Here is a 22,511-nt window from a genome sequence, read left to right as displayed (position 1 = left end):
CGGTGGGCCCATCGACACTTTCGTGCGGTTCGCGTGCTGTTCCCGCATGAAGGCCGTTCGGATCCCTTCCCGGTCGCCTGCCGGTCGAACCGACGATGGAATCCGTTCAGCCTTCGCTGCTGCTCTCGGCCGGGCCACCCGAGCGACGGTTCGCCACGGAGTCGACGATCCCGTAGTCCCGCGCTTCCTCGGCGCTCATATAGTAGTCGCGCTCCGTATCCGCCGCGATCTGGTCCAGATCGCGCCCGGTATGGCCCGCAAGAATCTCGTTCATCCTATGGCGAAGCTTCAGGATTTCCTGCGCCTGGATGTCGATGTCGCTGGCCGGCCCGCGGGTCCCGCCCATGGGCTGGTGGATCATCACCCGCGCATTGGGGAGCGCGGAGCGCTTGCCTTCCGCACCCGCCGCCAGGAGCCAGGCGCCCATCGACGCCGCCATCCCGATGCAGGTCGTGTGCACGTCGGGACGGATGAACTGCATCGTGTCGTAGATCGCGAGCCCAGCGGTCACCGAACCGCCCGGGGAGTTGATGTAGAGGTGGATGTCGTTGTCCGGATCGTCCGCCTCGAGGAAGAGCAGCTGGGCGACGATCACGTTGGCGATCTCGTCGTGGATCTCGGTCCCCAGGAAGACGACCCGGTCCCTGAGCAGCCGGGAATAGATGTCGAAGACACGCTCTCCGCGCTGGTTCTGCTCGATCACCATCGGGATCGTGTACGCCTGGGGATTGAACCGTTCCATTCGGCCTCTATTTCCTCTCTCGCGTCGCTCGCGCGCCTCTCGGCGCTCCGACGCACTTCGGGCGGCTGTGCGATCCGACGCGGGCCCCCCGCCCGCCTCGACGCCCCGTGACCCCGGGGATCACGGACACTTCTCTAGACTAGTCTCCGCCACGCACGAGGCCACCGCAACTCGCGCAGGCGGCCACGCAGCCGGCTGCCGCTCCTCGCGGCACCGAAGTTCCGCCCTCCGCAAGGCGCGCGCTAAAGAGAGTGCCCGACATGCGCGTGCGGTTTCTCTCGGGCCGACAGCTGCGCTCCCTCGGGATCGTGAACGACGACGCGGAGTTGCCTGCGAACCTTCGTCCGACTCCACCGGATCGCCTCGGGCCGTCGTCGATTGCGACGGTGACCGAACGACCCGGAGAGCGCTCCGTCCGTCTCTCGCGCGTCAGTCCGCTTCGGGCGGATCGACGTCAGTGACGTTCGCCGCCTCGGACAGATGGTCGAGCGCCTTTCGATCCACGACCTCCGCAGCGACCGCCGGGCGCCAGCCCTGGGCGTTCGCCATGTCGTGCATGAGCTTCGCATCGACGCCCTGCCCCGCCGCCATCTCGTCGAGTCGCGCGTCGATCTCTTCCTCGCTCGCCTCGAGCTCGGCGCGCTTCGCAACCGCCTCGAGCAGGAGCCCTTCCTGGACGCGTCGCTTTGCTTCGTCCCATCCCTCTTCGCGCATCTGAGAGAGGCGCGCGCGGAGATCCGTCTCCGGGACCCGGCCCTGCATCTGCTGCTCGAACTGCTGCAGCTGGCTCTCGAGCTGACGCTCGACCATGCCGGGGGGGACCTCGAAGCTCGTGCGCGTGACCAGGTCGTCGAGCAGGCTCTTGTGGAGGTGGTGGTCGGAGGCGTGCTGGCGCTGGGCCGTCAGGCCTTCCTTGATCTTCTCGCGCACGTCGTCGAGGGTCTCGAACTCCTCGCCGAGGTCCTTGGCGAAGTCGTCGTCGAGTTCGGGGAGCTCCTTGCGCTTGATCGCATTGACCGTCGCCTTGAAGACCGCGGCCTTGCCCGAGAGCTCTTCGTTTCCGTAGTCCTCGGGGAAGGTCACGTTGAGGTCCCGCTCCTCGCCGGACTTCGCGCCGATCAGCTCGTCCTCGAAGCCCGGGATCATGCGGCCCGAGCCGAGCTCGAGGTCGACGCCCTCGGCGCTCCCCCCCTCGAACTCGACGCCGTCGATCGAGCCGACGAAGTCGATCGTGACCTGATGGCCGCTCTCGGCGAGGGTCTCTTCGTCCTCCTCCACCCAGGCCACGCTCCGCTCTCGTAGGCTCTCGAGCTCGGTGAGGAGCTCGTCGTCTCCGACCTCGACCCGGGGCCGCTCGCCGGAAAGCGCCGAGAGTTCGGGCAGATCGATCGACGGCTTGATCTCGATTCGAGCCTTGTAGCGGAACGCCTTGCCCTCGCTCGGAACTTCGGCCTCGATCTGCGGCTCGACCACCGGCTCGAGCTCGGCGAGCTCGACGGCGTCGGCCAGGGTCTCTCGCACGAGCTGGCGCTCGATCTCCTCGCCCAGCCCCTCGCCATACATCTGCTTGATCACGTTCGCCGGGACCTTGCCCGGGCGGAAGCCCTTCACGCGCGCCGTCTTGCGCAGCTCCTGCACGACCCGCCCGAACGCCGCATCGACGCGCTTGGCCGCGACCTCGATCGCGATCTCACGCACGACCTCGGAGATCTCGTTCGTCTCGATCTGGATGTCATCCCGACCCGTCTCGACGTCTGCCATGACTGTCTTCCTCTATTCGTCTTGGATCACGTCCGGCGCTTCGGCCTCTGCTGGACGCATCATTCTGTCATCGCGCCCGAGCCTCGTGATGGAGCGAAGGCGAAGGTCTGCGAGGGCGCGAAAGGAAATGGTACCGGGGACAGGACTCGAACCTGCACGTCACGAGGACGGTGGCTCCTAAGGCCACTGCGTCTACCAGTTCCGCCACCCCGGCCCGCCCATTAGGTAGCGGATCCCGATTCGTCGGAGCGGCCAGACCGCCGAGTCCATGTCCAGAAAGGAGAAAGCCGCCCGGACAGGCGGCCTACGAGAGGGCCTCGAAGCCCCGAACCATCCCGTTGTCAGCCCTGAGCGCAAGACGCGACCGAAGGTCGCGTCGAGAGGCGCTCCGCGCCGAAACAAGGAATGGTGAGCGAGCGGGGAATCGAACCCCGAACCTAGTGGTTAAGAGCCACTTGCTCTGCCAATTGAGCTACTCGCCCGGGCGGACCTTACCACTACCCGGAGGGGATTCAAGACTCCCGGGTGCTTTCGCATCCGCGGCGTGACGCCGCGGCCGCGAGGGCCTCACCCGCCCGTCCGCGCGCCGTGTCCGCCGCCGCCCGGCGTCTCGATCCAGAGCTCGTCGCCGGCCGCGAGCTCGAGCCGCGCGTGCCCCGGCGCGTCCTCGAAGGCGCCGGTCCCGACACGCCGGACGCGATTGCGACCGCACGCGCCCGACTCGCCCCCTTCGAGCCCGAAGGGCGCCCGGGTGCGACGTTCGGTCAGGAGCGAGACGGTGACCGGGCGCAGGAACCGGTAGCGACGCACGAGTCCGTCGCCCCCTCGCCGAGCGCCCTCGCCCCCGGAGCCGGGCCGGAGCCCGAAGGCCAGGAGGCGGACGGGGAAGCGTGCCTCGAGTACCTCGGGATCGGTGATGCGGGTGTTGGTCATGTGGGTGTGGACGCCGCCCTCGCCCGGGGCGTTGGGCGTCGCGCCGGCGCCGCCGCCGATCGTCTCGTAGTAGCCGAAGGCTTCGTCGCCGAAGGTCACGTTGTTCATCGTCCCCTGACTGGCCGCCGCCCGACCGAGCGCCCCCAGCAGAACGTCGACCACCCGCTGCGACGTCTCGACGTTGCCGCCGACGACCGCGGAGCCGCGCGGCGGGTCGAGCAGCGAGCCGCTCGGGATGCGCACGTCGACCGGCGCGAGACAGCCACCGTTCAGCGGAATCCGCTCCGCGACGAGCGAACGCAGCACGTAGATCACCGCCGCGCGCACGACCGCCGCGGGGGCGTTCAGGTTGTGCGCCTGCGCGGGGCCCGTGCCCTCGAAGTCGATCGTCATCCGCGCAGGCAGCGCGTCCGGATCGCTGCCGTCCGCGTGGACGAGACCGAGCCGGACCCGGATCGGGGTCCCGTCGTCGAGGGCGTCCTCGAAGACGTGCTCCCCCGGAGCGAGCGCCGCGAGCTCGCCGGCGACCTTCGTGGCGCCCGCCCGTTGGAGCTGCGCCATCGTGACCTGCACGACCTCGTCCCCGACCTCTTCGACGAGGGCTTCGAGCAGCGCGCTTCCGGCCCGGTTCGCCGCCACCATCGCCTCGAGATCCGCGACGTTGTCGTCGGGTCGCCGCGCCGGATAGGGCCCCTCGCCCAGCACGCGTCGGATGCGCGCCTCGTCGAAGTGTCCTTCGCGGACCAGCGGGAACGCCTCGATCAGCACGCCCTCTTCCTCGAGGCACGTCGAGTCCGGAGGCATCGAGCCGGGCGTCTTGCCCCCGAGGTCCGCGTGGTGGCCGCGGCTCGCCACGTAGAACGACGGCCGCTCGTCCCCCACCTCGAAGACCGGCGTCACGACCGTCACGTCCGGCAGGTGCGACCCCCCCGCGAAGGGATCGTTCGTGACGAAGACGTCGCCGGGCGCCATCTCCGGAAAGCGCGCGCGCACCGCCGCGATCGTGTCGGCCATCGCGCCCAGATGGACCGGAATGTGCGGCGCGTTCGCGACGAGCCCCCCCTCGCGATCGAAGACCGCACAGGAATAGTCGAGACGCTCCTTGATGTTCGTCGAGACCGACGTGTTCCGGAGCACGGCACCCATCTGCTCCGCGATCGACATGAAGCGGTTGCCGAGGACCTCGAGCCGGACCGGATCCGCCTCCTCTAGATCGACGGATCGCGTCCGTTCGACCCGTCCCTCGAAGCGCAGCCGGAACACGCGTCCCTCGTCCACCTCGAGCGCGAAGCCCGGGTCGACGACGACGGTTCCCGTCGATTCGAGGATCAGCGCCGGTCCTTCCAGACGATCCCCCGGCCGAAGCGACTCGCGCTCGAAAACGGGCGCCTCGACCCGGCCGACCTCCGGAAACCAGGCCCGTGTTCGCCGGATCGGCTCCGGCGAGGCGTGCCCGTCCGGCGGCGCCGGTGAGGGCGCCTCCCCCGCCGCGCCGGCGAGCCGGACACGCACGGCCTTGACCTCGATCTCGCGGCCTTCACGGACGTAGCCGAAACGCGTGCGGTGCTCGTCCTCGAAGGACGTCCGCCAGGCGGGTGCGTCTCCCGACCCGACGACGGTGAGCGCGGTATCCGTTCCGACGTAGCCGAGGTCGAGGCTGCGCTCGACGTGCTGATCGTCGCCGGCGACGCCTTCGCCCGTGAGCGCGCCGCGCCCCTCGTCCTCCAGGGCGGACCACTCGGCCCCGATCGATTCCGGAAGCGGCCCTTCGATCGGCAGCGTGCGCGCGCGCCCGTCGCGCTGACCGTCCCAGGACTCCGGCGCGATCCCGATCCCGTAGGCCGAGAGCAGACCGGCGTACGGATGGAGCAGGATCTCCGAGATGCCGAGTCGGCGCGCGATCGCGCAGACGTGCTGGCCCCCGGCGCCACCGAAGCCGACGAGCACGTGGTCGCGCGGATCCGCCCCGCGTTCGACGCTCACCTCGATGATCGCCTGCGCCATGCTCGCATTCGCGATCTCGAAGAAGCCCGCCGCGATCTCCTCCTCGCTGCGTTCGAATCCAGACTTGGCCAGGGTGTCGCGCATCGACGAGAGCGCGCGGTCGACCGGCGCGCGCGCGAGGGAAAAAGGGAAGCGGTCCGGCATCACGCGCCCGAGGGCGAGGTTCACGTCGGTCACCGCGAGCTCCGTCGCCTTCGGCCGCCCCTCCGCGTCGCGGAGGTCGTAACAGAGCGGGCCGGGATCACTCCCCGCACTCTCGGGCCCCACCGTCAGCCGGATTCCGTCGAAGCGACAGAGCGAGCCGCCCCCGGCGGCCACGGTATGGATCCGCAGCATCGGTGCCTTCACCCGGACCCCGCCCACCTCGCTCTCGAAAGCCCGGTCGAGACGCTCGCCTTCGACCAGCGACACGTCCGTCGACGTGCCCCCCATGTCGAAACCGATCGCCCGGTCGAAGCCGGCAGCCCGCGCGACCCGGCCGGCCGCGACGACCCCGCCCGCCGGCCCCGAGAGCAGCGCGTTCGGCCCGCGGAAGCGCTCGCCCTCGGTCAGTCCTCCCGACGACTGCATGAAACGGAGATCGGCCTCGGGCAGACCACGCGCGAGGGCATCCACGTGGCCGCGCAAGAGCGGCGTCAGGTAGCCGTCGGCGATCGTCGTCTCGCCGCGCGAGAGGAAGCCGATTTCGCGGGCGAGCTCGTGGGAGCCCACGACGTGCTCGAATCCGACGTCGCGCGCCACCTCGGCCAGCGCGCGCTCGTCCGCGGGGTCGAGGTGGGCGTGCAGCCAGACGATCGCGACGGCCCGGGCCCCCTCTTCGCGGGCGCCTGCGAGGAGCGAGCGTGCGTGGTCGAGCTCGACGGGCTCGACGATTTCGCCGTCGGCGCCGCGGCGTCCGGGGACTTCGAGCCGCCAGCGCTGCAACCGCGGGGAGCGGGTGATCTCGAGGGCGAAGAGGTCGGGACGTTCCTGGGTGCCGATGTCGAAGACGCCGGAGAGTCCTTCGTTGGTGAGCAGCGCCGTCGGGACGCCGCGCCGTTCGAGGAGCGCGTTCGTCGCGACGGTCGTGCCGAGCTTGATGCGGGCGCCCCGGGTCGCCTCCGGGCCCGCGCCGGCGACGGAGACGATCCGTTCGACGGCCTCGAGGGGCGCGCGATCCGACGAGAGCACCTTCGTCGTATGGACGACACCGTCCGGCGCGAGTCCGAGGCAATCGGTGAAGGTCCCGCCCCGGTCGATCCAGAACTGCCACGGGGCGGCGCTCATTCGGGGTCCGATCGCGATCCGCGGCGCAGCCGAGCGAGCACGGCCTCGATGCCCTCGCGGAGCGCCTCGTCGCCGAAGAAGCGGATCCCGACGAGGGCGACGATTCCATAGAACGCTCCGCCCACTGCGAGCTGCGCGATCGCCCAGGGCAGCGCTTCGCGCAGGAGGCCGAGCGCGAGGACCGTCACAACCCCCGCGAGCGCGACCACGAGCAGGCCGCGCACGAGCGTGCGGACGAGCGCGAGCGGATCCGGGCTCCCGGCGCGGACGTGCAGCCAGACGAGGGTCAGGATCGCGTTCATCGAGATCGCCGTCGCCGAGGCCGCCGCGAGCCCCTGCACGCCCTGCCCCCGCGCGCCCATCCAGTAGAGCGGGAACACCGCCAGCGCGATCCCCGTCGAGAGCCCCATCGCGAGCCACATCTCGCCGCGGGCGTAGAACCCGCGTACGGCGACCTGCTGCACGACCCAGCCCGGGATGGCCGCGGCGAGCACGACCAGGAGCCCAGCGACCGCGAGCGAGTCCGCGCCCTCGAATCGTCCGTACTCGTAGACGAGCCGAACCGCCGGAAGCGCCAGCGCCGCGAGTCCGCCCGCCGCGACGAGACCGAGCCCGAGACACGTCCGCAACGTCGTCGTCAGCAGCTCGCCGAAGCCCGCGTCGTCTCCCTGTTGGTATCGCGTCGTGAGCGAAGGCAGGAGCGCCGCCCCGACCGCCTGTCCCACGATCCCGACCGGCACCATCATCAGCTTGCGCGCGAGGGTGATGGCCGCGATCGCGCCGGGCGCGATCGTCGCGCCCAGCCACTTCTCGTACCACTCGTCGACGGTCGTGAGACCGAGCCCGAGCATGAGCGGCAGCGCGAGCCACGCGTACTCCCGGAAATCGCGGTCGAGGGGCGCCACGCGAATCCGTCCGACGGCACCGGGCAGACGGCGAAGCGCGAAGACCGGGATCGCCCATTGACCGACGATCGCGCCGACGAGGGTGCCCCAGGCGAAGCCGTCGGCGCGCCCCTCGACGCCGAGCGCCATCGCGACGAGCGCCCCGCCGATGGGCGCGGCGCTGTAGACGATCGACGCCCACGCCTGGGGCGCGAAGCGACCGTGCGCCATCAACACGCCGCGCAGCACGCCCCCGGTCAGGAAGAAGATCTGCGCCGGCAGCACGATCCGCGTCAGACGGACCGCCTCCGCGAGGTTCGCGTCGTCGAAGTCCGGGAACTGGAGCCGCATCAAGGGCTCGGCCTGCAACCAGAGCACGATCGTCGCCCCGGTCGCGAGGCCCCCGACGGTCCCGACGACGACCGACGCGAATCGCGCCGCAGCGGTCTGGCCCTCGTGCTCGAGCCGCTTCACGTAGGGCGGCGTGATCGCGACGGCGACTGCCCCGGCGGCGAGCAGGTAGCCCAGGATGTCCGGGATCATGAACGCCGCGTAGTAGACGTCGACTTCGGGCCCAAGCCCCAGCTGAGAGGCGAGGAGCGCGTCTCGCAACAAGCCGAGGACGCGCGCGATCAGCACGCTCGCCGCGAGCAGTCCCGCGGCACCGGCGACGCGACGTTGGTCGTCAGTCACGCTCGCGTCCCCTAACGCGGATTCGGCTCGCGCCAGAGCGTGCCATCGAAGGCCTCCACCACGAAGTCGTCCCCGTCCCTTCCGCGTGCGAAGGGATGATCGAGGGGAACCTTGCCATGGGGGGTATCGAGCACGAACTGGGGGATCGCGAAGCCACTCGTCCGACCCCGCATCTGCTTGAAGATCTCGATCCCGTCCTCGATCGGCACCCGGAAGTGCTCGGTCCCTTCGAGGAGCTGCGCCTGATAGACGTAGTAGGGGCGGACGCGCATCCGCACGAGCGTCTCACAGAGCGCCTTCATCGTGTCGTGGTCGTCGTTCACCCCCCGGAGCAGGACGCTCTGGTTGCCGACCGGGATCCCCGCGCGCAGCAGGCGATCGCAGGCCGCCGCCGCGTCGGCGGTCAGCTCCTTCGGGTGATTGAAGTGGGTGTTCACCCAGAGCGGGTGGAAGCGTTCGAGCATCGCGCAGAGATCGTCCGTCACGCGGAAAGGCAGCGTGACGGGCAGACGCGTTCCGAGGCGGATCAGTTCCACGTGCGGGATGGCCCGCAGCCGGGTGAGCAGCCACTCGAGCCGTGCGTCGGAGAAGACGAGGGGATCTCCGCCGGTCAGCAGCACGTCCCGGATCTCCGGCGTCGCCGCGATCCAGTCGAGGGCGAGCTCGAGCTCCTTCTTCTGCATCGTCCACTCGGCGTCGCCGACCATCCGCTTGCGCAGGCAGTAGCGGCAGTAGAGCGCGCACTCGTTGTTGACGCAGAAGGCGATCCGGTCGCGATAGACCCGGACGACGTTCTTGACCGGCGAGTGCGCGACCTCGTCGAGCGGATCTTCGCGACCAGCGGCGTCGCCGAGCTCGGCGGGCCGCGGGACGACCTGCTTGCGAACGGGACAGGCCGGATCCTTCGGGTCCATCAGGGACGCGAAGTACGGCGTGATCACGAATCGGAAGCGGCTCGCCAGATCGACGATCGCGGCCTCCTCTTCCGGCGTCGGGTCGATGTAGGCGCGGAGGCCCTCGGCGTCACGGATGCGATTGCGCATCTGCCAGCCCCAATCGGACCAATCCGACGGATCGACGCCCTTCGGCGGAACCGACGGCTCGGGCGGCCAGACCGCGATCGGGCGTGCCTCGTTCTGTGTCGTCGCCGCACTCACGCCCGCTTCTCCTTCGTCCTCGCCACTGCGCCCTACTCCAGATCGAGACGTCGCAGCCCCGCTCGGACGCAGCGGCCGAGCATCTCGTCGAGGGAGACCCCCTCGAGCTCCGCGAGGATGGCGAAGGTCCCGTCCGTCGCAAAGGTCGGAAGCGGGTTGATCTCGAGGAAGACCGGCCCTCCGTCGCGGTCGAGCCGGAAATCCGCCCGTGCGAAGTCCCGACAGTCGAGCGCATCGAAGGCCAGGACCGCGAGCCGCGAGAGCTCCGCCTCGAGCGTCGGTTCGAGGGCGCCCGGAGTCACGTGATCGAGCGCCGCTCCGCCCGACGCGGGGCCTTCGAGGGCATGCAATCCGATCCCGGTTTCGCGCTCGAGCGCCCGCTGCACGACGGGCAGCGCCTCGGGCGGGTCGTTCCCGATCAGCGTGACCGTGTACTCGGCCCCGGGCACGAACGCCTCGACGAGCGCCGGCTGCTGGTAGGTCGTGGTCACGCGGTCCACCTCGGCCACCAGCGCCTCCCGGTCTTCGACCCGCGAGCTCGCGCGGATCCCCTTCGCCGTCCCTTCCCAGCGCGGCTTCACGAAGAGTGGGAACCCGGCCGGCAGCTCGGCTTCTTTTGCCTCGCGTCCGCTCGCAAGGGTCCGCTGGGGCGCGATCGGAACTCCGGCCGCCGCGACGTGGCGATTGGCCCAGGCCTTGTCGAGGGAGAGGGACAGGGAGAGCGCATCGGATCCGATCGTCGGGATCCCCGCCATCTCGAGCACGACCGGTGCCCACGCCTCGCGGTTCCGCCCGCCGAACCCCTCGGCCAGGTTGAACGCGACGTCGACCCCCGCGAGCCCTCCCTTCGCCGCGGCCTCCAGGAGCGCCCTCGGCGAACCGAGGCGACGCGGACGGTGCCCGAGGAACGCGATCGCCGACTCGAGGGCTTCGATCGTCGATTCGGGCTCGAATTCCACGTGGGCGTCGACGGGATCCGCGGATTCGCGGGGATAGGTGTCGAAGGTCTCGAAGACGAGACCCACGTTCAGGATGGACATGCCGATACGATACCGAGGTCGGACGCCGCGAGTCGTTTCGACGAAGCGGGCTATCCTGTTCCGCGCGTGCGCTTCGGCGCGATGAGGAAGGGCACCTTGGCCGCGACCGACTCCCAGCCGGGCGAACCGGATCCCGCGACCCCGTCGCGACGACGACGCATTGCCCTCGCCTGGACCCTCGTCGCCGTCTGGGCCGGCGTGATCTGGTCCCTGGGCGGAGACGACTGGTCGCTCCAGGAGACGAGCCGAACGCTCTCGCCGCTGCTCGAGTTCTTCTTCGGCGAGCTCGAAGGCCCAACGAAATGGCGGATCTACCTGGCCGTCCGAAAGTCGGCCCACTTCGTCGAGTACGGCGTTCTCGCGCTGCTCACCTTCCGTGCCGCCCTGATCTCGGCGCCCCGCAACCGGGTCGCGACCGCCGCCTGGACCGCCCTCTTCCTGGTCGCCCTCGTCGCCACCGCGGACGAGGCCCGCCAGGCCTTCTCGACCGCGCGAACCGGGAGTCCGAACGACATCCTGATCGACGTGACCGGGGGCGCCGTCGCGATCGGCGCGCTGCTGCTGATCTCGCGCCGGCTGCGCGCGCCGGAAGACAGCCCCTCGGTCGGCACCCGCGCCTAGCGGCGCTCCCGCGGCCCGGATACGTTTGGCGGCCCCCGACGACCGTCACCCGGAGTCCCTCGATTGAACGCCGCAACGCTCGCCGCCCTCGTCTTCGTGGTCTTCGCGCTCGGCTACCGGTTCTACTCGGGCTTCCTCGCGAACTCCCTCTACCAGCTGCGCGAGGACGAGCCGGTCCCGAGCCGCGAGCTCGAAGACGGCGTCGACTACGTTCCGACCAAGCGGCACGTGCTGTGGGGCCACCACTTCGCCTCGATCGCCGGCGCCGCCCCGATCGTCGGCCCTTCGATCGCGGTCATCTGGGGCTGGGTCCCGGCGCTGGTCTGGGTGTGCCTCGGGACCGTCTTCATGGGCGCGGCCCACGACTTCTCCGCCCTCGTGATCAGCGCCCGCCACCGCGGTCGTTCGATCGGCGACGTCGCCGGCGCGGTGGTCGGAGCGCGGGTGCGCACGCTCTTTCTCGTCATCATCTCGCTGCTGACCTGGGTCGTGCTCGCCGTCTTCGCCTACATCATCGCGACGCTCTTCGTCTCGACCCCGAGCTCGATCTTCCCGATCAACGTCCAGATCCTCGTGGCGATGACCCTCGGCTGGCTCGTGTACAAGCGCGGGCTCCCGATGTTCGTGCCTTCGCTCGTTTGTTATGCGCTGCTGCTCTTCGCGATCTTCCAGGGCCAGGCCTTCGTCGAGGCCTTCCCGGCGATCACCGAGCTCACGATCACCCACTGGGTGGTCCTGCTGCTCCTCTATTCGTTCGTCGCCAGCGTGATGCCCGTCTGGCTCCTCCTGCAGCCGCGCGACTACATCAACTCGCACCAGCTCGTGACCGGCCTCGCCCTCCTCTCCGCGGGCCTGATCGTCCTACGGCCGGGCGTCGTCGCCCCCGCGCTCAATGCCTCGCCGGAAGGAGCGCCGTCGCTCATTCCCTTCCTCTTCGTGACGATCGCCTGCGGCGCCATCTCGGGCTTCCACGGCCTGGTCTCCTCGGGCACGACTTCGAAGCAGCTCTCGCGCATGACCGACGCGCGCCCGATCGGCTACGGCGGGATGCTCGCCGAGGGTTTTCTCGGGCTGATGGCCGTGCTCGCCGCGACGGCGGGCTTCGAGTCCGCGGCCGACTGGTGGGCCCACTACGAGAGCTGGGGCGCGGCCAACGGCATGGCCGCCAAGCTCGACGCCTTCGTGAGCGGCGGTGCGCGCTTCGTTGCGGCGCTCGGCATTCCCTTCGAGACGGCGCGAACCTTCATGGCCGTGATGGTGATCGCGTTCGCGGCGACCTCCCTCGACACGGGAGCACGCATCCAGCGCCTGGTCCTGGCCGAGCTCGGTGAAGCCTACGGCGTGAAGCCGATGTCGAACCGCTTCGTGGCCGGGGCGCTCGGGATCGGCGCCGCGCTGCTGCTCGCCATCACCCAGGGCGGTGGCCAGGGGGGCCTCGCGCTCTGGCCGCTCTTCGGAACGACGAATCAGCTCGTCGCGGGCGTGACGCTGCTGGTCGTGTCGGTCTGGCTGAAGCGCCAGGGCCGCCCCTACGCCTATACGCTGGTGCCGATGGTCGCGGTCGCCGCCGTCACCGCCTGGGCCATGATCGGCAATCTGCTCGACTACTACGCGAACTTCGAGACGCTCTGGCTGCTCTCGCTCTCGGGCACGCTGATCCTCGCGCTCGACGTCTGGATCCTGCTCGAGGGCTTCCGGGTCCTCCGCGACGCGCAGCCCGAAACCGACGGCTAGACGCCGGGCCGCGGACCGCTTCTAGAGCACCGGCGCCTGGACGCCGGGCCGCGGACCGCTTCTAGAGCACCGGCGCCTGGACGCTGGGTCGCGGACCGCTTCTAGAGCACCGGCGCCTGGACGCTGGGTCGCGGACCGCTTCTAGAGCACCGGCGCCGAGTCGTCTTCGCGCCGCGTGGGCGGCGGCGAGGCGAGCAGCGTCGCCGCGTCGAGCGCGAGGCGCCCTGTATTCGCGACCTCCGCGCCGGGGAAGAGGCTCCGGATCAGACCGAGGTGGGTCACGACGATCACATGGCCGTCCGCAGCGGCGTGGAGCTCACGAATCGCCGCGAGGGCCCGCGCACGGAGATCGAGGGTGGACTCGCCGCCCCCCATCCGAATCGTCGGGTCTCCGCTCCGGAACCGGCGGTAGGCCTCGGGATCGCGCGCCTCGACCTCGGGGTGGGTCAGCCCCGACCAGTCCCGCACGTCCCGCTCCCGGAATCGGGGCTCGTCTTCGACACGGAGCCCGAGGGCGCTCCCGATCGCCTCCGCCGTTCGACGGGCGCGCTGGAGATCGCTCGACACCAGCCGCGTCCAGGGTCGATCCGTCTCGGCGGCGAGCAGCGCCGCCACGCGCAGCGCCTGCGCCTCGCCCTGCTCGGTGAGCGGCGTGTCCGCCTGGCCCTGCCACCGCTTCGCGACGTTCCAGGTCGTCTCGCCGTGGCGGACGAAGAGGATCGACGTCGACACCACTCAGCCTCGCAGTCGACGGATGAGCGCTCCGGCGGGGTAGGTCCCGAGGACGGCCAGAACGAGCGGAACCGCCATGTGTCCGCGCAACAGGTGACCGGCGCCGAGAAAGTCGCAGCTCAGGTGGACGATCACGCCCCCGAGCGCTCCGGCGGCGACGAGTCCGACGAGCGCCGCGCGAACCGGATGCGCTGCCCAGCCACGGACGAGGAAGCTGAGCACGACGCCGGCCGGCAGGAGGGAGAGCCAGGCGCCCTTCTGAAGGCACATCGCGTCCGCCCCGGGCGGCGACGGCAACGCTCCGTCCCCCATCAACCCGACCAGGCAGACGGCACTGGCGACGAGCAGTCCCCCCGCGGCCAGGCCCAGGCCGGTCCGCTCGACCCCCTCGCGGCCCGGGCGGGACGCGGCCAGGGCGGAGAGCGTGGACGCGAGCGCAGCGACCATGAGGCCCACGAAGCTCGTGAAGTAGACGCCGTTCGAGAAGATCGAGGACGCGCCCGCCGGGTGCTGCTGAGACCAGAGGACGACGCCGAGCACCGCGGCCCAGACCGAGATCACGACCGCGAACGCCTGCCGAACACGAATCATCGGGGTCACCGGCTCGAGATCGTCGACCAGTCCGTCGATCAATCGTTCGGTTCCACTCGTCATCGCGATTCTCCGCTTCCGCCTTCGCCCCTCGCCGCCCGGGGTCGCTCCGATTTCCATTCGCCCTCGACGCGCGCGCCCTCGAGGGCCTTCGCAAGGGCGCGATAGCCGCGATGGGCGCGAACCTTGAGCGCGCCCGCGGACACGCCCGCCCGAAGCGCGGCCTCCGCCACCGACAGGCCCTCGATCTGCACCAGCGTGACCGCCTCGCGCTGCGAATCCGGGAGCGCCGCCAACGCAGCCGTGAGCTCCGGGGCGAGCGCCGTATCCGCTTCGGCGCTGCCCTCGTGCTCGTCGGCGAATTCCTCCACCACGAGCTCCACCTCGCGGTCGCCCTTCCGCTTCCGCTCCCGGAAGTGGTCGATGATCGTATTGCGCGTGATCGCGCGCATCCACGGACCGAAGGGACGCTCGGCCCGGTAGGTCCGCCGCCCCCGGTGGATCGAGAGCAGCGTGTTCTGGACCACGTCCTCGGCGGCGGCTTCGTCGCGGACCTTCGCCCGAACGATCCCTCGGATCATCGGCTGGATCGCCCCCAGCAGCCTGCGGTAGGCGTCGGCGTCGCCCTTCTGCGCCGCCTGCATCCACTCGGTGAGCTGCGCTTCGCGCGCCGCCACCGCCGGGTCGATCCCGGTCCGCGACGGCGCGGTCGAGGACGCCGGGGCCTCCGTGGTGGGCGCGCTCGCGTCCGCACGCTCGTCCACCGGCGAATCCGACTGGCGTTCGTCTGCGGACAACGATCTCTCCTGCGTCGTGAGCCGGGAGCCGGATCCGCGCGCGATGGCATCGTATCGCAGGACGGTGCCGGCGCAGAACGGACGCGAGCGGGGCGCGACGCGGCCGCATCCGATGTGCAGTGCGAACGCAACCGCACCCGCCGCACGAGGAAGCGAGCGCGCGCGCGCGTTTCCTGTGACATATCGGAACGGTCGCCTCCACTCGACCAGGAGAGCACGGATCCCGGAGCGAGCGGGATCCCCCCAGGAGTCACCGTGTCGCGTCGAACCTTCGACCACATGTACAACGAGATCAGCGTCGCCGTCGGCAAGCGCGTATCGCGCTACGGCCTCTGGCTCCTCGTATGGGAGGCGGGGGGCGATCCCGACGACCTGAGCCGCGATCAGCTCCACGCCTTCGTCGCGGAACCGCTCGACGCGCTCCTCCGTGAGGAAGGCGTCCGCCTCGACCCACGATCCCGCCGCCGCCTCGAACGAAGCCTCCTCGCCTTCGACCCCACGCATCCGACCCCCGAGGAGTGGCTGTCCGGAACCGTGGAACGCCTCGCGGGCTGAGCCGCCCCCGGAGCGCGGGTCCCGTCGCCCCCTCGACCGGGTCCGCCCCGGCCGGCGACTCAAGCGCAGCGCGTGGGCACCCGATTCAAGGGCCATGCCCGCGAGCCATTTCCTCCTCCTGGTCGAATCGGACCCCGAGCGCACCGAGTCGCTCGCGGCCGGACTCGTCCGGCTGGGGGTCGAGCCGATCCGCGTCCCCGACCTCGCGGACGCGGTCGCGACGGTGAAGGCCAAGGAATACGCCATCGCGGCGATCCTGGTCCCGAGCGATGCCAATGGCAGCGACCTGCGCAAGGCACTCAAGAGCATGCGCCGTCGGGAGCCGGTGATGCCGGCCATGGCGTACGGCAAGGCGCCGGAGGGCAAGCAGGCCGCGGCCCTTCGCGACGCAGGCGTGCTGCTCGCGCTCTGGGATGACTACGACGAAGCGATGCTCCGATTCCAGGCGAATCGGCTGCTGAGCGGCGACACCCAGAGCTCCGCGCGCCGATCACGCCGCGTGCCGATGGCGGCGCCGGTCCGCGTGCGGGTGGGGACTCGCGAAAAGGACGGCGTCCTCTACAGCCTCTCCGAGGGCGGCTGCTTCATCGAGACGCCGCGCGCGTCCATGGACGGTGCCCGACTCACACTCCACTTCGAGCTCGAAGAGCGGCCCTACGAGCTGACCGGCGAGGTCGTCTTCGCGAACGTGCCCGGCAATCTGCAGCGCCCGAACCTGCCCCTCGGCATGGGCGTGCGCTTCGACCCGATCCCCGAGACCGCCCTCGGCAGCCTCGAGCAATTCATCCAGCGTCGGGCGGAAGCGCTCGAAATCTAAGCAGCTTTCGACCGGGATCAGTCGCGTTCGCCGGCCTTCTCGGTGATCTGCGGCGCGAGCGCTTCCAGGGCGCGCCCGCGGTGGGAGATCGCGTCCTTCTCGGCGCGTCCCAGCTCCGCCATCGAACGGCCCCCGCCCGCCTCCGGCGCGAACACCGGGTCGTATCCGAAGCCCCCGTCGCCCTTCGCCGCGGTCAGGATCTCGCCCCGGCACTCGCCTTCCGCGACGACCGACTCGCCGTTCGGCCAGGCGCATGCCGCGACGCAGTAGAAGCGTGCCCGCCGCGGCGACGGCTCGCCGTCGAGCTCTTCGAGCAGCTTTCGCCAGCGTCCCTCGTCGTCGAGCCCGGGACCGCCGTAGCGCGCGGAATAGGCGCCGGGTCGACCGTCGAGCGCATCGACCTCCAGCCCCGAATCGTCGGCGACGCACGGCAAACCGATCACCCGGGCGGCGGTCCGTGCCTTCACCCGCGCGTTCTCCGTGTAGTCCCCGCCCTCTTCCGGGAAGTCCACCGGCGGATGGTCCGCGAGGCTCGAGACCTCCCAGTCCGACAGGATCCGCGCGATCTCCCGGGCCTTCCCGGGGTTCTGGCTCGCGACGACGACGCGCCTCGCGTTCGCCCCCCGATCCGCGCCTTCGCCGGTCACGCCTTGCGGCCGGTCGCGAGCAGACGCTCGAGCTTGAAGCCGGCCCCCTCGACGGCGGCCCGCTGGGCGGCGCCGATCTCTTCGATCCCCCCGAGCGCGAGGTCGAGCAGCGCGTCGAGTTCGCCGCGTTCGAACGTCGCCTCTTCGCCCGTGCCCTGGACTTCGACGAAGCGACCCGAGCCGGTGGCCACGACGTTCATGTCGACGTCCGCGCTCGCGTCTTCGACGTAGGGAAGGTCGAGCATCGGCTCCCCCCCGACGACGCCGACGGAGATCGCCGCCACCTGATCGCGGAGCACGGGGCCGGAGAACGCCTGCGCGCGGTCGAGCCGCGCGAGGCCGAGGGCGACCGCGACGAACGCGCCGGAGATCGACGCGGTCCGCGTCCCCCCGTCCGCTTGCAGCACGTCGCAGTCGACCCAGAGCGTGCGCTCTCCCAGATGGTCGAGGTCGACCACCGCCCGGAGGCTGCGTCCGATCAGGCGCTGGATCTCCATCGTCCGGCCCGAGACCTTGCCGCGGGTCGACTCGCGATCGTTTCGCGTGTCCGTCGCGCTCGGGAGCATCGCGTACTCCGCCGTGAGCCAGCCCTTCCCACTACCGCGCATCCACTTCGGGACCGAGGCCTCCTCGGTCACCGTGCAGAGCACCCGGGTCCGCCCCATCGAGGTCAGCACCGAGCCCAGGGGATGTTCCGTGAAGTCCACTTCGAAGGAGAGCGGTCGGAGCTCGTCCGCCTTCCGTCCATCGTTCCGCATTGATCCGAGTCTTCCCGTCGGTTCGAGGTTCGCGTCGACGACCGTGTCGACGCGCTAGCGGGCCAGCGAGAGGTTCGCCGGCACGCCGCGACGCTCATCGTAACGCGCGGCGAAGGCGCCGATCGCGCGCGAGAGCGCGCGGGCGATCTCGTCGCGTCGTTTCGCCCGCCGCAGCCCCTTCTCTTCCGCCGGGTTCGAGACGAATCCGATCTCGACGAGCGAGGCGGGCATCTGGACCCCCATCAGCACGACGAAGGGCGCCTGCTTGACGCCCCGGGAACGTGCGTGACCGATCTCCGCCAGCTCGCCCTGGGCCAGCTTCGCGAACTCACTCGACTCCTGGAGGTGCTGGGTCGCGATCAGGTCGCCGAGGATCGCCGCCAGCGGATCGGCCTGCCCGAGGTCCGGGGCCGCGGCCCCGAAGGCGCTGTTCTCCCGCTCGGCCGTCGCCCGCGCCGCATCGTCCGTCGCTTCGAGGGACGCGAAGTAGGTCTCGATCCCGCGCGGCTTGCGGCTCCTGGACGCGTTCGCGTGGATCGATACGAAGAGGTCGGCACGCGCGTCGTTCGCGACGGCGGTCCTCTCCTCGAGCGAGAGGAAGCGATCCTCCTGCCGGGTCAGGATCACCTTTACCCCTCTCCGCTCGAGGCGCTTCTTCAAGCGACGCGTCACGTCGAGCACGAGGTCCTTCTCGCGCAGGCCCGAAGGTCCGGTGGCCCCCTCGTCATGGCCCCCGTGCCCCGCGTCGAGCACGACGACGTCGAATCGGTCGGGCTCCTCGCCGGCTTCGACCGCCACGAGCGGCAGGACGGCCAACAGCACGCACGCGAGCCATCCCGCGGCCCGACGCCACGTGCCTCTCTTCGCCTGGACTCCCACGCGTTCCCCCTCGGCCGCCGAGGATATCACGCAGGACCGCCCAGCGGCCAAACGGCGAGCGCCCGCGCCCTCCCGGGGGAGGAACGCGGGCGCGTGCACGGAATTCCGCCGCGAGGGCGGAGGCTGCGATCGACTACTGGCCGAGCGAGACCAGGTTCGCGAGCAGCTCGTTCGCCACCGAGACCGTTCGCGTGTTCGCCTGGAAGGCGCGCTGCGAAACAATCAGATTGACGAACTGCTGGGCGAGGTCGACGTTCGACTTCTCGAGCGAGCTGTTCCGAATCGAACCCAGGTTGCCCGAGTTCGCCGGCGCGAGCACCGCGGGGCCCGAATCCACCGATTCGATCACCTGGCTTCGGCCGATCTCCGTGAGCCCTTCGACGTTGCCGAAGTTCGCCAGCGCGATCTGCGCCAGCGTCTGGGTCACACCGTTCGTGAAGACGCCGTTCAGCCGTCCGTTCTCGTCGAACTCGAGGGCCGAGAGCGTCCCCGGCGCGAAGCCGTCCTGGCTCACGAAGTTCGTCACCGTGTTCTCGTCGTACTGCGTCGTCGGTGCGCCGGTTCCCGCGGCCCCGACCGGCCCCATGCTGAAGTCGACGTTCTGCGTCTGCGCGTTGCCGTTGGTCGTCTCGAAGTCGAAGTCGAAGTTCGTCGTCGACGCCGCCGTCAGCGTGCCGCTCGAGTCGAACGTCAGCGTGCCCGTCGCCTGGACGACGTAGTCGTTGCCGGTGCGGGTCGCCGGATTGGCGTCCGCGTCAGCGAGCGTGACGTTGTACTCCCAGTCGGTCGCACTCGTCTTGGTGAAGAAGATCGTCGCCTGGCGCGCCGTGCCGAGCGAGTCGTAGACCGTCACGACCTCCCGCGCACTCGAGGTGCCCTGCGCGTCCGTGGGATCGAAGCCCCCCGGAATCAGGGGTTCGGATGCGTCGAGGTTCATGCCGAGCGCAATCTCGGAGGTCTGCTGCGGCGGCGAGAGCGGCAGGTTCACCTGGATGTCACCGAGCACGCCGTTAGACTGACCGGTGGCCGGGTCGATCCCGTAGCCCTGCAGACGGTTGTCGAGGGGATCGACCAGGAATCCCTCCCGATCGAACCCGAAGATGCCCGAGCGCGTGTACGAGCGACCGAAGCTGCCCTCGAGGACGAAGAAGCCGCGGCCGCTGATCCCGAGATCCGTCGGTCGCTGGGTCGTCTCGAAGACGCCCTGGGTGAAGATCGTGCCGATGTCGTTGGTCAGCACGCCCGCGCCGATCTGGGCGAAGCCCGAACCGGCGGTGATGCTCTGACCGAGGACGGCCGAGAACTCCGCCCGCTTCTCCTTGAAGCCCGGCGTACTCGCGTTCGCGATGTTGTCGCCGATCACGGAGATCTGCGTCGAGGCCGTCTCCAGGCCGCTGACGCTGCTGAAGAGGGCATTGGTCAAGGACATGTTCCGTTCCTTCCATCAGGCGCGCCCAGAAGGCGGCGCGCCCAGCTCGTGATCTTCCCTGATCGTCGTCGGAGGCCGTCGAAGCGTCGCGCGGACCGTCCGCGCGGCGCTTCCCTCGCCTCCATCATTCGTTCCACGACCGTGACCCGGAGGAGCGTTCCATCGTCCTCTTCGATCACGTTCGACAAGATCTGCGCGAAGCTCACCCGCCTTCGCTCCGCGCACCGACACCGACGGAGCCGGCGATCTCACGATCGGTGGAGGCGCCCGAGAGACTGACCTCCAGGACGTCGTCCACGGAGAAGATGCGGTCCCCCATGCGAATGCTGGGCGTGCCGGCGAGGATCGCCCCGGTCACGCGACCGGAAACCGTCGGCAGGAGCGTCACGGGCTCACCGCCCGGGTTCGTTCCAGTGAACTCGATCGCGTAGATCCCGGGCGCAATGTTGTGGGCAGCCGGATCGAGCTCGTAGACGTAATCTCCCGCTCGGAGCGACCGCGCCGCCTCGCCGTCGACCTGGTTCACGAGCGCCTCGCTGTAGACGACGTTCCCGTTCGCGTCGCGCAGGGTGACCGTGCCGGTCCTGACGTCTTCGATCGTGCGGAAGTCCATCGAGACCCGTCCCTGTTCCGGGTCGACCTCGATCTGGCTCCCGAAGACCGTGACGTCCTTGCCGACCAGGTTCGTCGGGTCGAGGTTCGTCGTCCCGACCGCGGCCCCCGCGTCGGCCGGCGCGGCCGAGGCAGCGACCAGCTGGTCGATGCCCGTGCGCATCGCGATCAGCTGCTCGACCGAGGAGAACTGCGCCAGCTGGGCGGCGAAGTCGGCCGAGTCCTGGGGATTCAGCGGATCCTGGTTCTCGAGCTGCGCCACCAGCATCGTCAGGAAATCGCTCTGACCGACATCGTCCTCTGCGGCGGCCTTCTCGGCCTGGGCCGCGAGGGCCGTTTCGATTCTGAAGCTCTCGAGTGCGTCCATGATGGGTTCCTCTCTCTACGTGAATGGCGCAGGCCGTGTCGCCCGCGCGAAGTCATGTCGTGGCGCGGGTCAGATCCGCAGATCGACGCCCGTCTCCGGAGCGCGGCTCAGGATCCGCGGAACGGCCATCGGGGCTTCCCCGGTGTCCGCTCCGGAACCCGGCCCGCGTTGGCGATCGCCGCCTGGGTCATCCGGCCGTCCGTCGCGCTCGGCGCCCGACTCGGCGAAGCGACCGGAGTCCCCGTTCGGGAGATCGTCGGCCGAGCCGCGTCGGACCTCGAAGTTCTCGAGGCGCAGATCGCGGTTGGCGAAGGCCTGCGCGAGTCGCTCCGACTGTTCTTCGGCGACGCCCCGCGCGGCCGCCTCCTGCGCGACCATCACGACGTCGACCGCACCGCCTCGAAGCGAGACGCGGATCGCGATCTCGCCGAGCTCCGGCGGGTGGAGCACCATCCGCGCGGTGCCACCGCCCCGCGTCGCGAGCCACTCGGTCTGGACCGAGATCGCCTGGGAGGCCGCCGCCGGCTGGGGTGAGCCCGGCGTCGCCGTCGTGGTCGTCTCCGTCACCTGCCCCGCCACGGGACTCGCCACCGCCGCCGCTCCGTCGACCGAAGCGACTTCCGGCGCGCGCTGCGCTTCCTCGGCATTCGCCACGGCCTGCCGCAGGTTCGGATCGACGCCCGACTGCGCGCTGCCCTCGGCGGCCCGTTCGAAGACCGACTCGTCCGGGGCGCGCTGCGCGTCCTCTCTCGGCGCGTTCTGGTCCGCGTCCGCCGGGCGTTCCTCCGCCGCGAAGGCCGCGGCCGCGGCTTCGTCCTCGGCTTCGACCCGTGCGTTCTCCACTGCGCCCGCGTCTTCCGACGGCACCACGGGACCCTCGGCGATCCGGCCGGCTGCCTGCGGGATCCCGGATGCGACCGCACCCGTGACCGCAGCCTCGGCCGTGGCGCTCGCCTCGTCACCGTCCGCGGCGACGCGTCCTTCCGCTTCGAGCTGCTCGATCACTTCCCGGGCCTGCGCTTCGTCGAGGGCTTCGCCCTCTTCGAGACCTTCCTCGACCGCGGCTCGCGCGGCGGCCGATTCGTCGCCGGTTCCCTCGAGCTGCTCGGCCGTCCAGCGCTCCGTGTCGGCCTGGACCCGCACGCGCTCGGCGACGTCGGTCGAAGTCCCGCCGACGGCACCGGACTCGGCGGCGGCTTCTGCCTTCGAACCGTCCTCGTCGCCGGAAGCGGTCTCGGCCTCGTCGCGCTGCTTCGCGTCCACACCGGCGGTCGACGCTTCGGCCGCCTCGGGGCTCGGGGACTCGCCGCGCTCCCCATCCTCGTTGCCGGCGGAGCCGTTCGACGAGGCCGCTTCCAGAGTCGACTCGAAGACTTCGGGGAATTCGCCTTCCCCAGCCTGCGGGTCGGACCGAGGCGTCTCCGCGCCTCGGGCGTCCAGGGCCTTCATCAGATCGACGTTCATGGAGTCACCTCCTTCGAGAGGATCGCGC

General features: G+C 70.4%; 19 protein-coding genes and 2 tRNA genes. 4 read left to right on the top strand and 17 right to left on the bottom strand.

The window, feature by feature from the left end; genetic code table 11:
* Positions 1–106: 106 nt before the first annotated feature.
* From clpP to NXI30_03965, 8 genes are all read right to left on the bottom strand, one after another.
* Positions 107–742, bottom strand: coding sequence for an ATP-dependent Clp endopeptidase proteolytic subunit ClpP (gene clpP, locus NXI30_04000; GenBank protein ID MCR9093358.1), 636 nt, complete (start codon positions 740–742; stop codon positions 107–109).
* 429 nt (positions 743–1,171) lie between these two features.
* Positions 1,172–2,503 (bottom strand): trigger factor, encoded by a 1,332-nt coding sequence (tig, locus tag NXI30_03995; protein MCR9093357.1) that lies wholly within the window; start codon positions 2,501–2,503, stop codon positions 1,172–1,174.
* A 128-nt stretch (positions 2,504–2,631) separates the two neighbouring features.
* Positions 2,632–2,717, bottom strand: a tRNA-Leu gene (locus tag NXI30_03990).
* A gap of 192 nt (positions 2,718–2,909) precedes the next feature.
* Positions 2,910–2,985, bottom strand: a tRNA-Lys gene (locus tag NXI30_03985).
* Between the two features lie 85 nt (positions 2,986–3,070).
* The gene (locus NXI30_03980; protein MCR9093356.1) at positions 3,071–6,706 is read right to left on the bottom strand and encodes a hydantoinase B/oxoprolinase family protein; all 3,636 of its coding nucleotides are present in this window, start codon (positions 6,704–6,706) and stop codon (positions 3,071–3,073) included.
* A complete protein-coding gene (locus tag NXI30_03975) occupies positions 6,703–8,283 on the bottom strand; it encodes a hypothetical protein (protein MCR9093355.1) in 1,581 nt (526 codons plus the stop codon). Before NXI30_03975 ends, NXI30_03980 begins: the two co-directional genes overlap by 4 nt.
* An 11-nt stretch (positions 8,284–8,294) precedes the next feature.
* A complete protein-coding gene (locus NXI30_03970) occupies positions 8,295–9,440 on the bottom strand; it encodes a KamA family radical SAM protein (GenBank protein MCR9093354.1) in 1,146 nt (381 codons plus the stop codon).
* Positions 9,441–9,472: 32 nt separating this feature from the next.
* Positions 9,473–10,480 (bottom strand): D-alanine--D-alanine ligase, encoded by a 1,008-nt coding sequence (locus tag NXI30_03965; protein ID MCR9093353.1) that lies wholly within the window; start codon positions 10,478–10,480, stop codon positions 9,473–9,475.
* A gap of 96 nt (positions 10,481–10,576) precedes the next feature.
* Between NXI30_03965 and NXI30_03960 the strand changes: the two genes are divergently transcribed.
* Together NXI30_03960 and NXI30_03955 are read left to right on the top strand one after the other, a co-directional pair.
* Positions 10,577–11,101, top strand: coding sequence for a VanZ family protein (locus NXI30_03960; GenBank protein ID MCR9093352.1), 525 nt, complete (start codon positions 10,577–10,579; stop codon positions 11,099–11,101).
* Between the two features lie 63 nt (positions 11,102–11,164).
* Positions 11,165–12,835, top strand: a complete 1,671-nt coding sequence (locus tag NXI30_03955) for a carbon starvation protein A (GenBank protein ID MCR9093351.1) — start codon at positions 11,165–11,167, stop codon at positions 12,833–12,835.
* 141 nt (positions 12,836–12,976) lie between these two features.
* On the opposite strand, the gene NXI30_03950 is transcribed toward NXI30_03955, so the two are convergent.
* The 3 genes from NXI30_03950 to NXI30_03940 are packed head-to-tail and all read right to left on the bottom strand — an operon-like array spanning position 12,977 to position 14,955.
* A complete protein-coding gene (locus NXI30_03950; protein ID MCR9093350.1) occupies positions 12,977–13,567 on the bottom strand; it encodes a histidine phosphatase family protein in 591 nt (196 codons plus the stop codon).
* Between the two features lie 3 nt (positions 13,568–13,570).
* Positions 13,571–14,221 (bottom strand): DUF1109 domain-containing protein, encoded by a 651-nt coding sequence (locus NXI30_03945; protein ID MCR9093349.1) that lies wholly within the window; start codon positions 14,219–14,221, stop codon positions 13,571–13,573.
* Complete coding sequence (locus NXI30_03940; protein ID MCR9093348.1) at positions 14,218–14,955, bottom strand: sigma-70 family RNA polymerase sigma factor; 738 nt, start codon at positions 14,953–14,955, stop codon at positions 14,218–14,220. The genes NXI30_03945 and NXI30_03940 overlap by 4 nt, the downstream gene beginning before the upstream one ends.
* A 255-nt stretch (positions 14,956–15,210) precedes the next feature.
* On the opposite strand from NXI30_03940, the gene NXI30_03935 reads away from it, so the two are divergent.
* Positions 15,211–15,510 (top strand): hypothetical protein, encoded by a 300-nt coding sequence (locus NXI30_03935; GenBank protein MCR9093347.1) that lies wholly within the window; start codon positions 15,211–15,213, stop codon positions 15,508–15,510.
* Positions 15,511–15,604: 94 nt separating this feature from the next.
* On the top strand, positions 15,605–16,327 hold the full coding sequence (locus NXI30_03930) for a PilZ domain-containing protein (protein ID MCR9093346.1): 723 nt from the start codon (positions 15,605–15,607) through the stop codon (positions 16,325–16,327).
* 17 nt (positions 16,328–16,344) lie between these two features.
* On the opposite strand, the gene rdgB is transcribed toward NXI30_03930, so the two are convergent.
* The 6 genes from rdgB to NXI30_03900 all read right to left on the bottom strand — a co-directional run bounded on the left by rdgB (position 16,345) and on the right by NXI30_03900 (position 22,483).
* Positions 16,345–16,974: an RdgB/HAM1 family non-canonical purine NTP pyrophosphatase gene (rdgB, locus tag NXI30_03925; GenBank protein ID MCR9093345.1), complete on the bottom strand. Its 630-nt coding sequence runs from the start codon at positions 16,972–16,974 to the stop codon at positions 16,345–16,347.
* Entirely contained in the window at positions 16,971–17,732 is a 762-nt protein-coding gene (gene rph, locus NXI30_03920) for a ribonuclease PH (protein MCR9093344.1), read from the bottom strand. The genes rdgB and rph overlap by 4 nt, the downstream gene beginning before the upstream one ends.
* Positions 17,733–17,786: 54 nt before the next feature.
* Positions 17,787–18,548 (bottom strand): N-acetylmuramoyl-L-alanine amidase, encoded by a 762-nt coding sequence (locus tag NXI30_03915; protein MCR9093343.1) that lies wholly within the window; start codon positions 18,546–18,548, stop codon positions 17,787–17,789.
* A gap of 196 nt (positions 18,549–18,744) precedes the next feature.
* Positions 18,745–20,040 (bottom strand): flagellar hook protein FlgE, encoded by a 1,296-nt coding sequence (locus NXI30_03910; GenBank protein MCR9093342.1) that lies wholly within the window; start codon positions 20,038–20,040, stop codon positions 18,745–18,747.
* A 202-nt stretch (positions 20,041–20,242) separates the two neighbouring features.
* The gene (locus tag NXI30_03905; protein ID MCR9093341.1) at positions 20,243–21,019 is read right to left on the bottom strand and encodes a hypothetical protein; all 777 of its coding nucleotides are present in this window, start codon (positions 21,017–21,019) and stop codon (positions 20,243–20,245) included.
* Positions 21,020–21,088: 69 nt separating this feature from the next.
* Positions 21,089–22,483, bottom strand: coding sequence for a flagellar hook-length control protein FliK (locus NXI30_03900; protein ID MCR9093340.1), 1,395 nt, complete (start codon positions 22,481–22,483; stop codon positions 21,089–21,091).
* Positions 22,484–22,511: the final 28 nt, after the last annotated feature.

Source organism: bacterium (genome assembly GCA_024742285.1).
Lineage (GTDB): Bacteria > Myxococcota_A > UBA9160 > UBA9160 > UBA4427 > UBA4427.
This window is presented reverse-complemented; position numbering and strand designations above follow the sequence as displayed.

Excerpts from the sequence above, each read along its gene's own strand:
- clpP (MCR9093358.1), bottom strand. The coding sequence starts at position 742 with ATGGAACGGTTCAATCCCCAGGCGTACACGATCCCGATGGTGATCGAG.
- NXI30_03980 (MCR9093356.1), bottom strand. The coding sequence starts at position 6,706 with ATGAGCGCCGCCCCGTGGCAGTTCTGGATCGACCGGGGCGGGACCTTC.
- rph (MCR9093344.1), bottom strand. The coding sequence starts at position 17,732 with ATGCGGAACGATGGACGGAAGGCGGACGAGCTCCGACCGCTCTCCTTC.
- NXI30_03965 (MCR9093353.1), bottom strand. The coding sequence starts at position 10,480 with ATGTCCATCCTGAACGTGGGTCTCGTCTTCGAGACCTTCGACACCTAT.
- tig (MCR9093357.1), bottom strand. The coding sequence starts at position 2,503 with ATGGCAGACGTCGAGACGGGTCGGGATGACATCCAGATCGAGACGAAC.
- NXI30_03905 (MCR9093341.1), bottom strand. The coding sequence starts at position 21,019 with ATGGACGCACTCGAGAGCTTCAGAATCGAAACGGCCCTCGCGGCCCAG.
- NXI30_03930 (MCR9093346.1), top strand. The coding sequence starts at position 15,605 with ATGCCCGCGAGCCATTTCCTCCTCCTGGTCGAATCGGACCCCGAGCGC.
- NXI30_03910 (MCR9093342.1), bottom strand. The coding sequence starts at position 20,040 with ATGTCCTTGACCAATGCCCTCTTCAGCAGCGTCAGCGGCCTGGAGACG.
- NXI30_03945 (MCR9093349.1), bottom strand. The coding sequence starts at position 14,221 with ATGACGAGTGGAACCGAACGATTGATCGACGGACTGGTCGACGATCTC.
- NXI30_03900 (MCR9093340.1), bottom strand. The coding sequence starts at position 22,483 with ATGAACGTCGATCTGATGAAGGCCCTGGACGCCCGAGGCGCGGAGACG.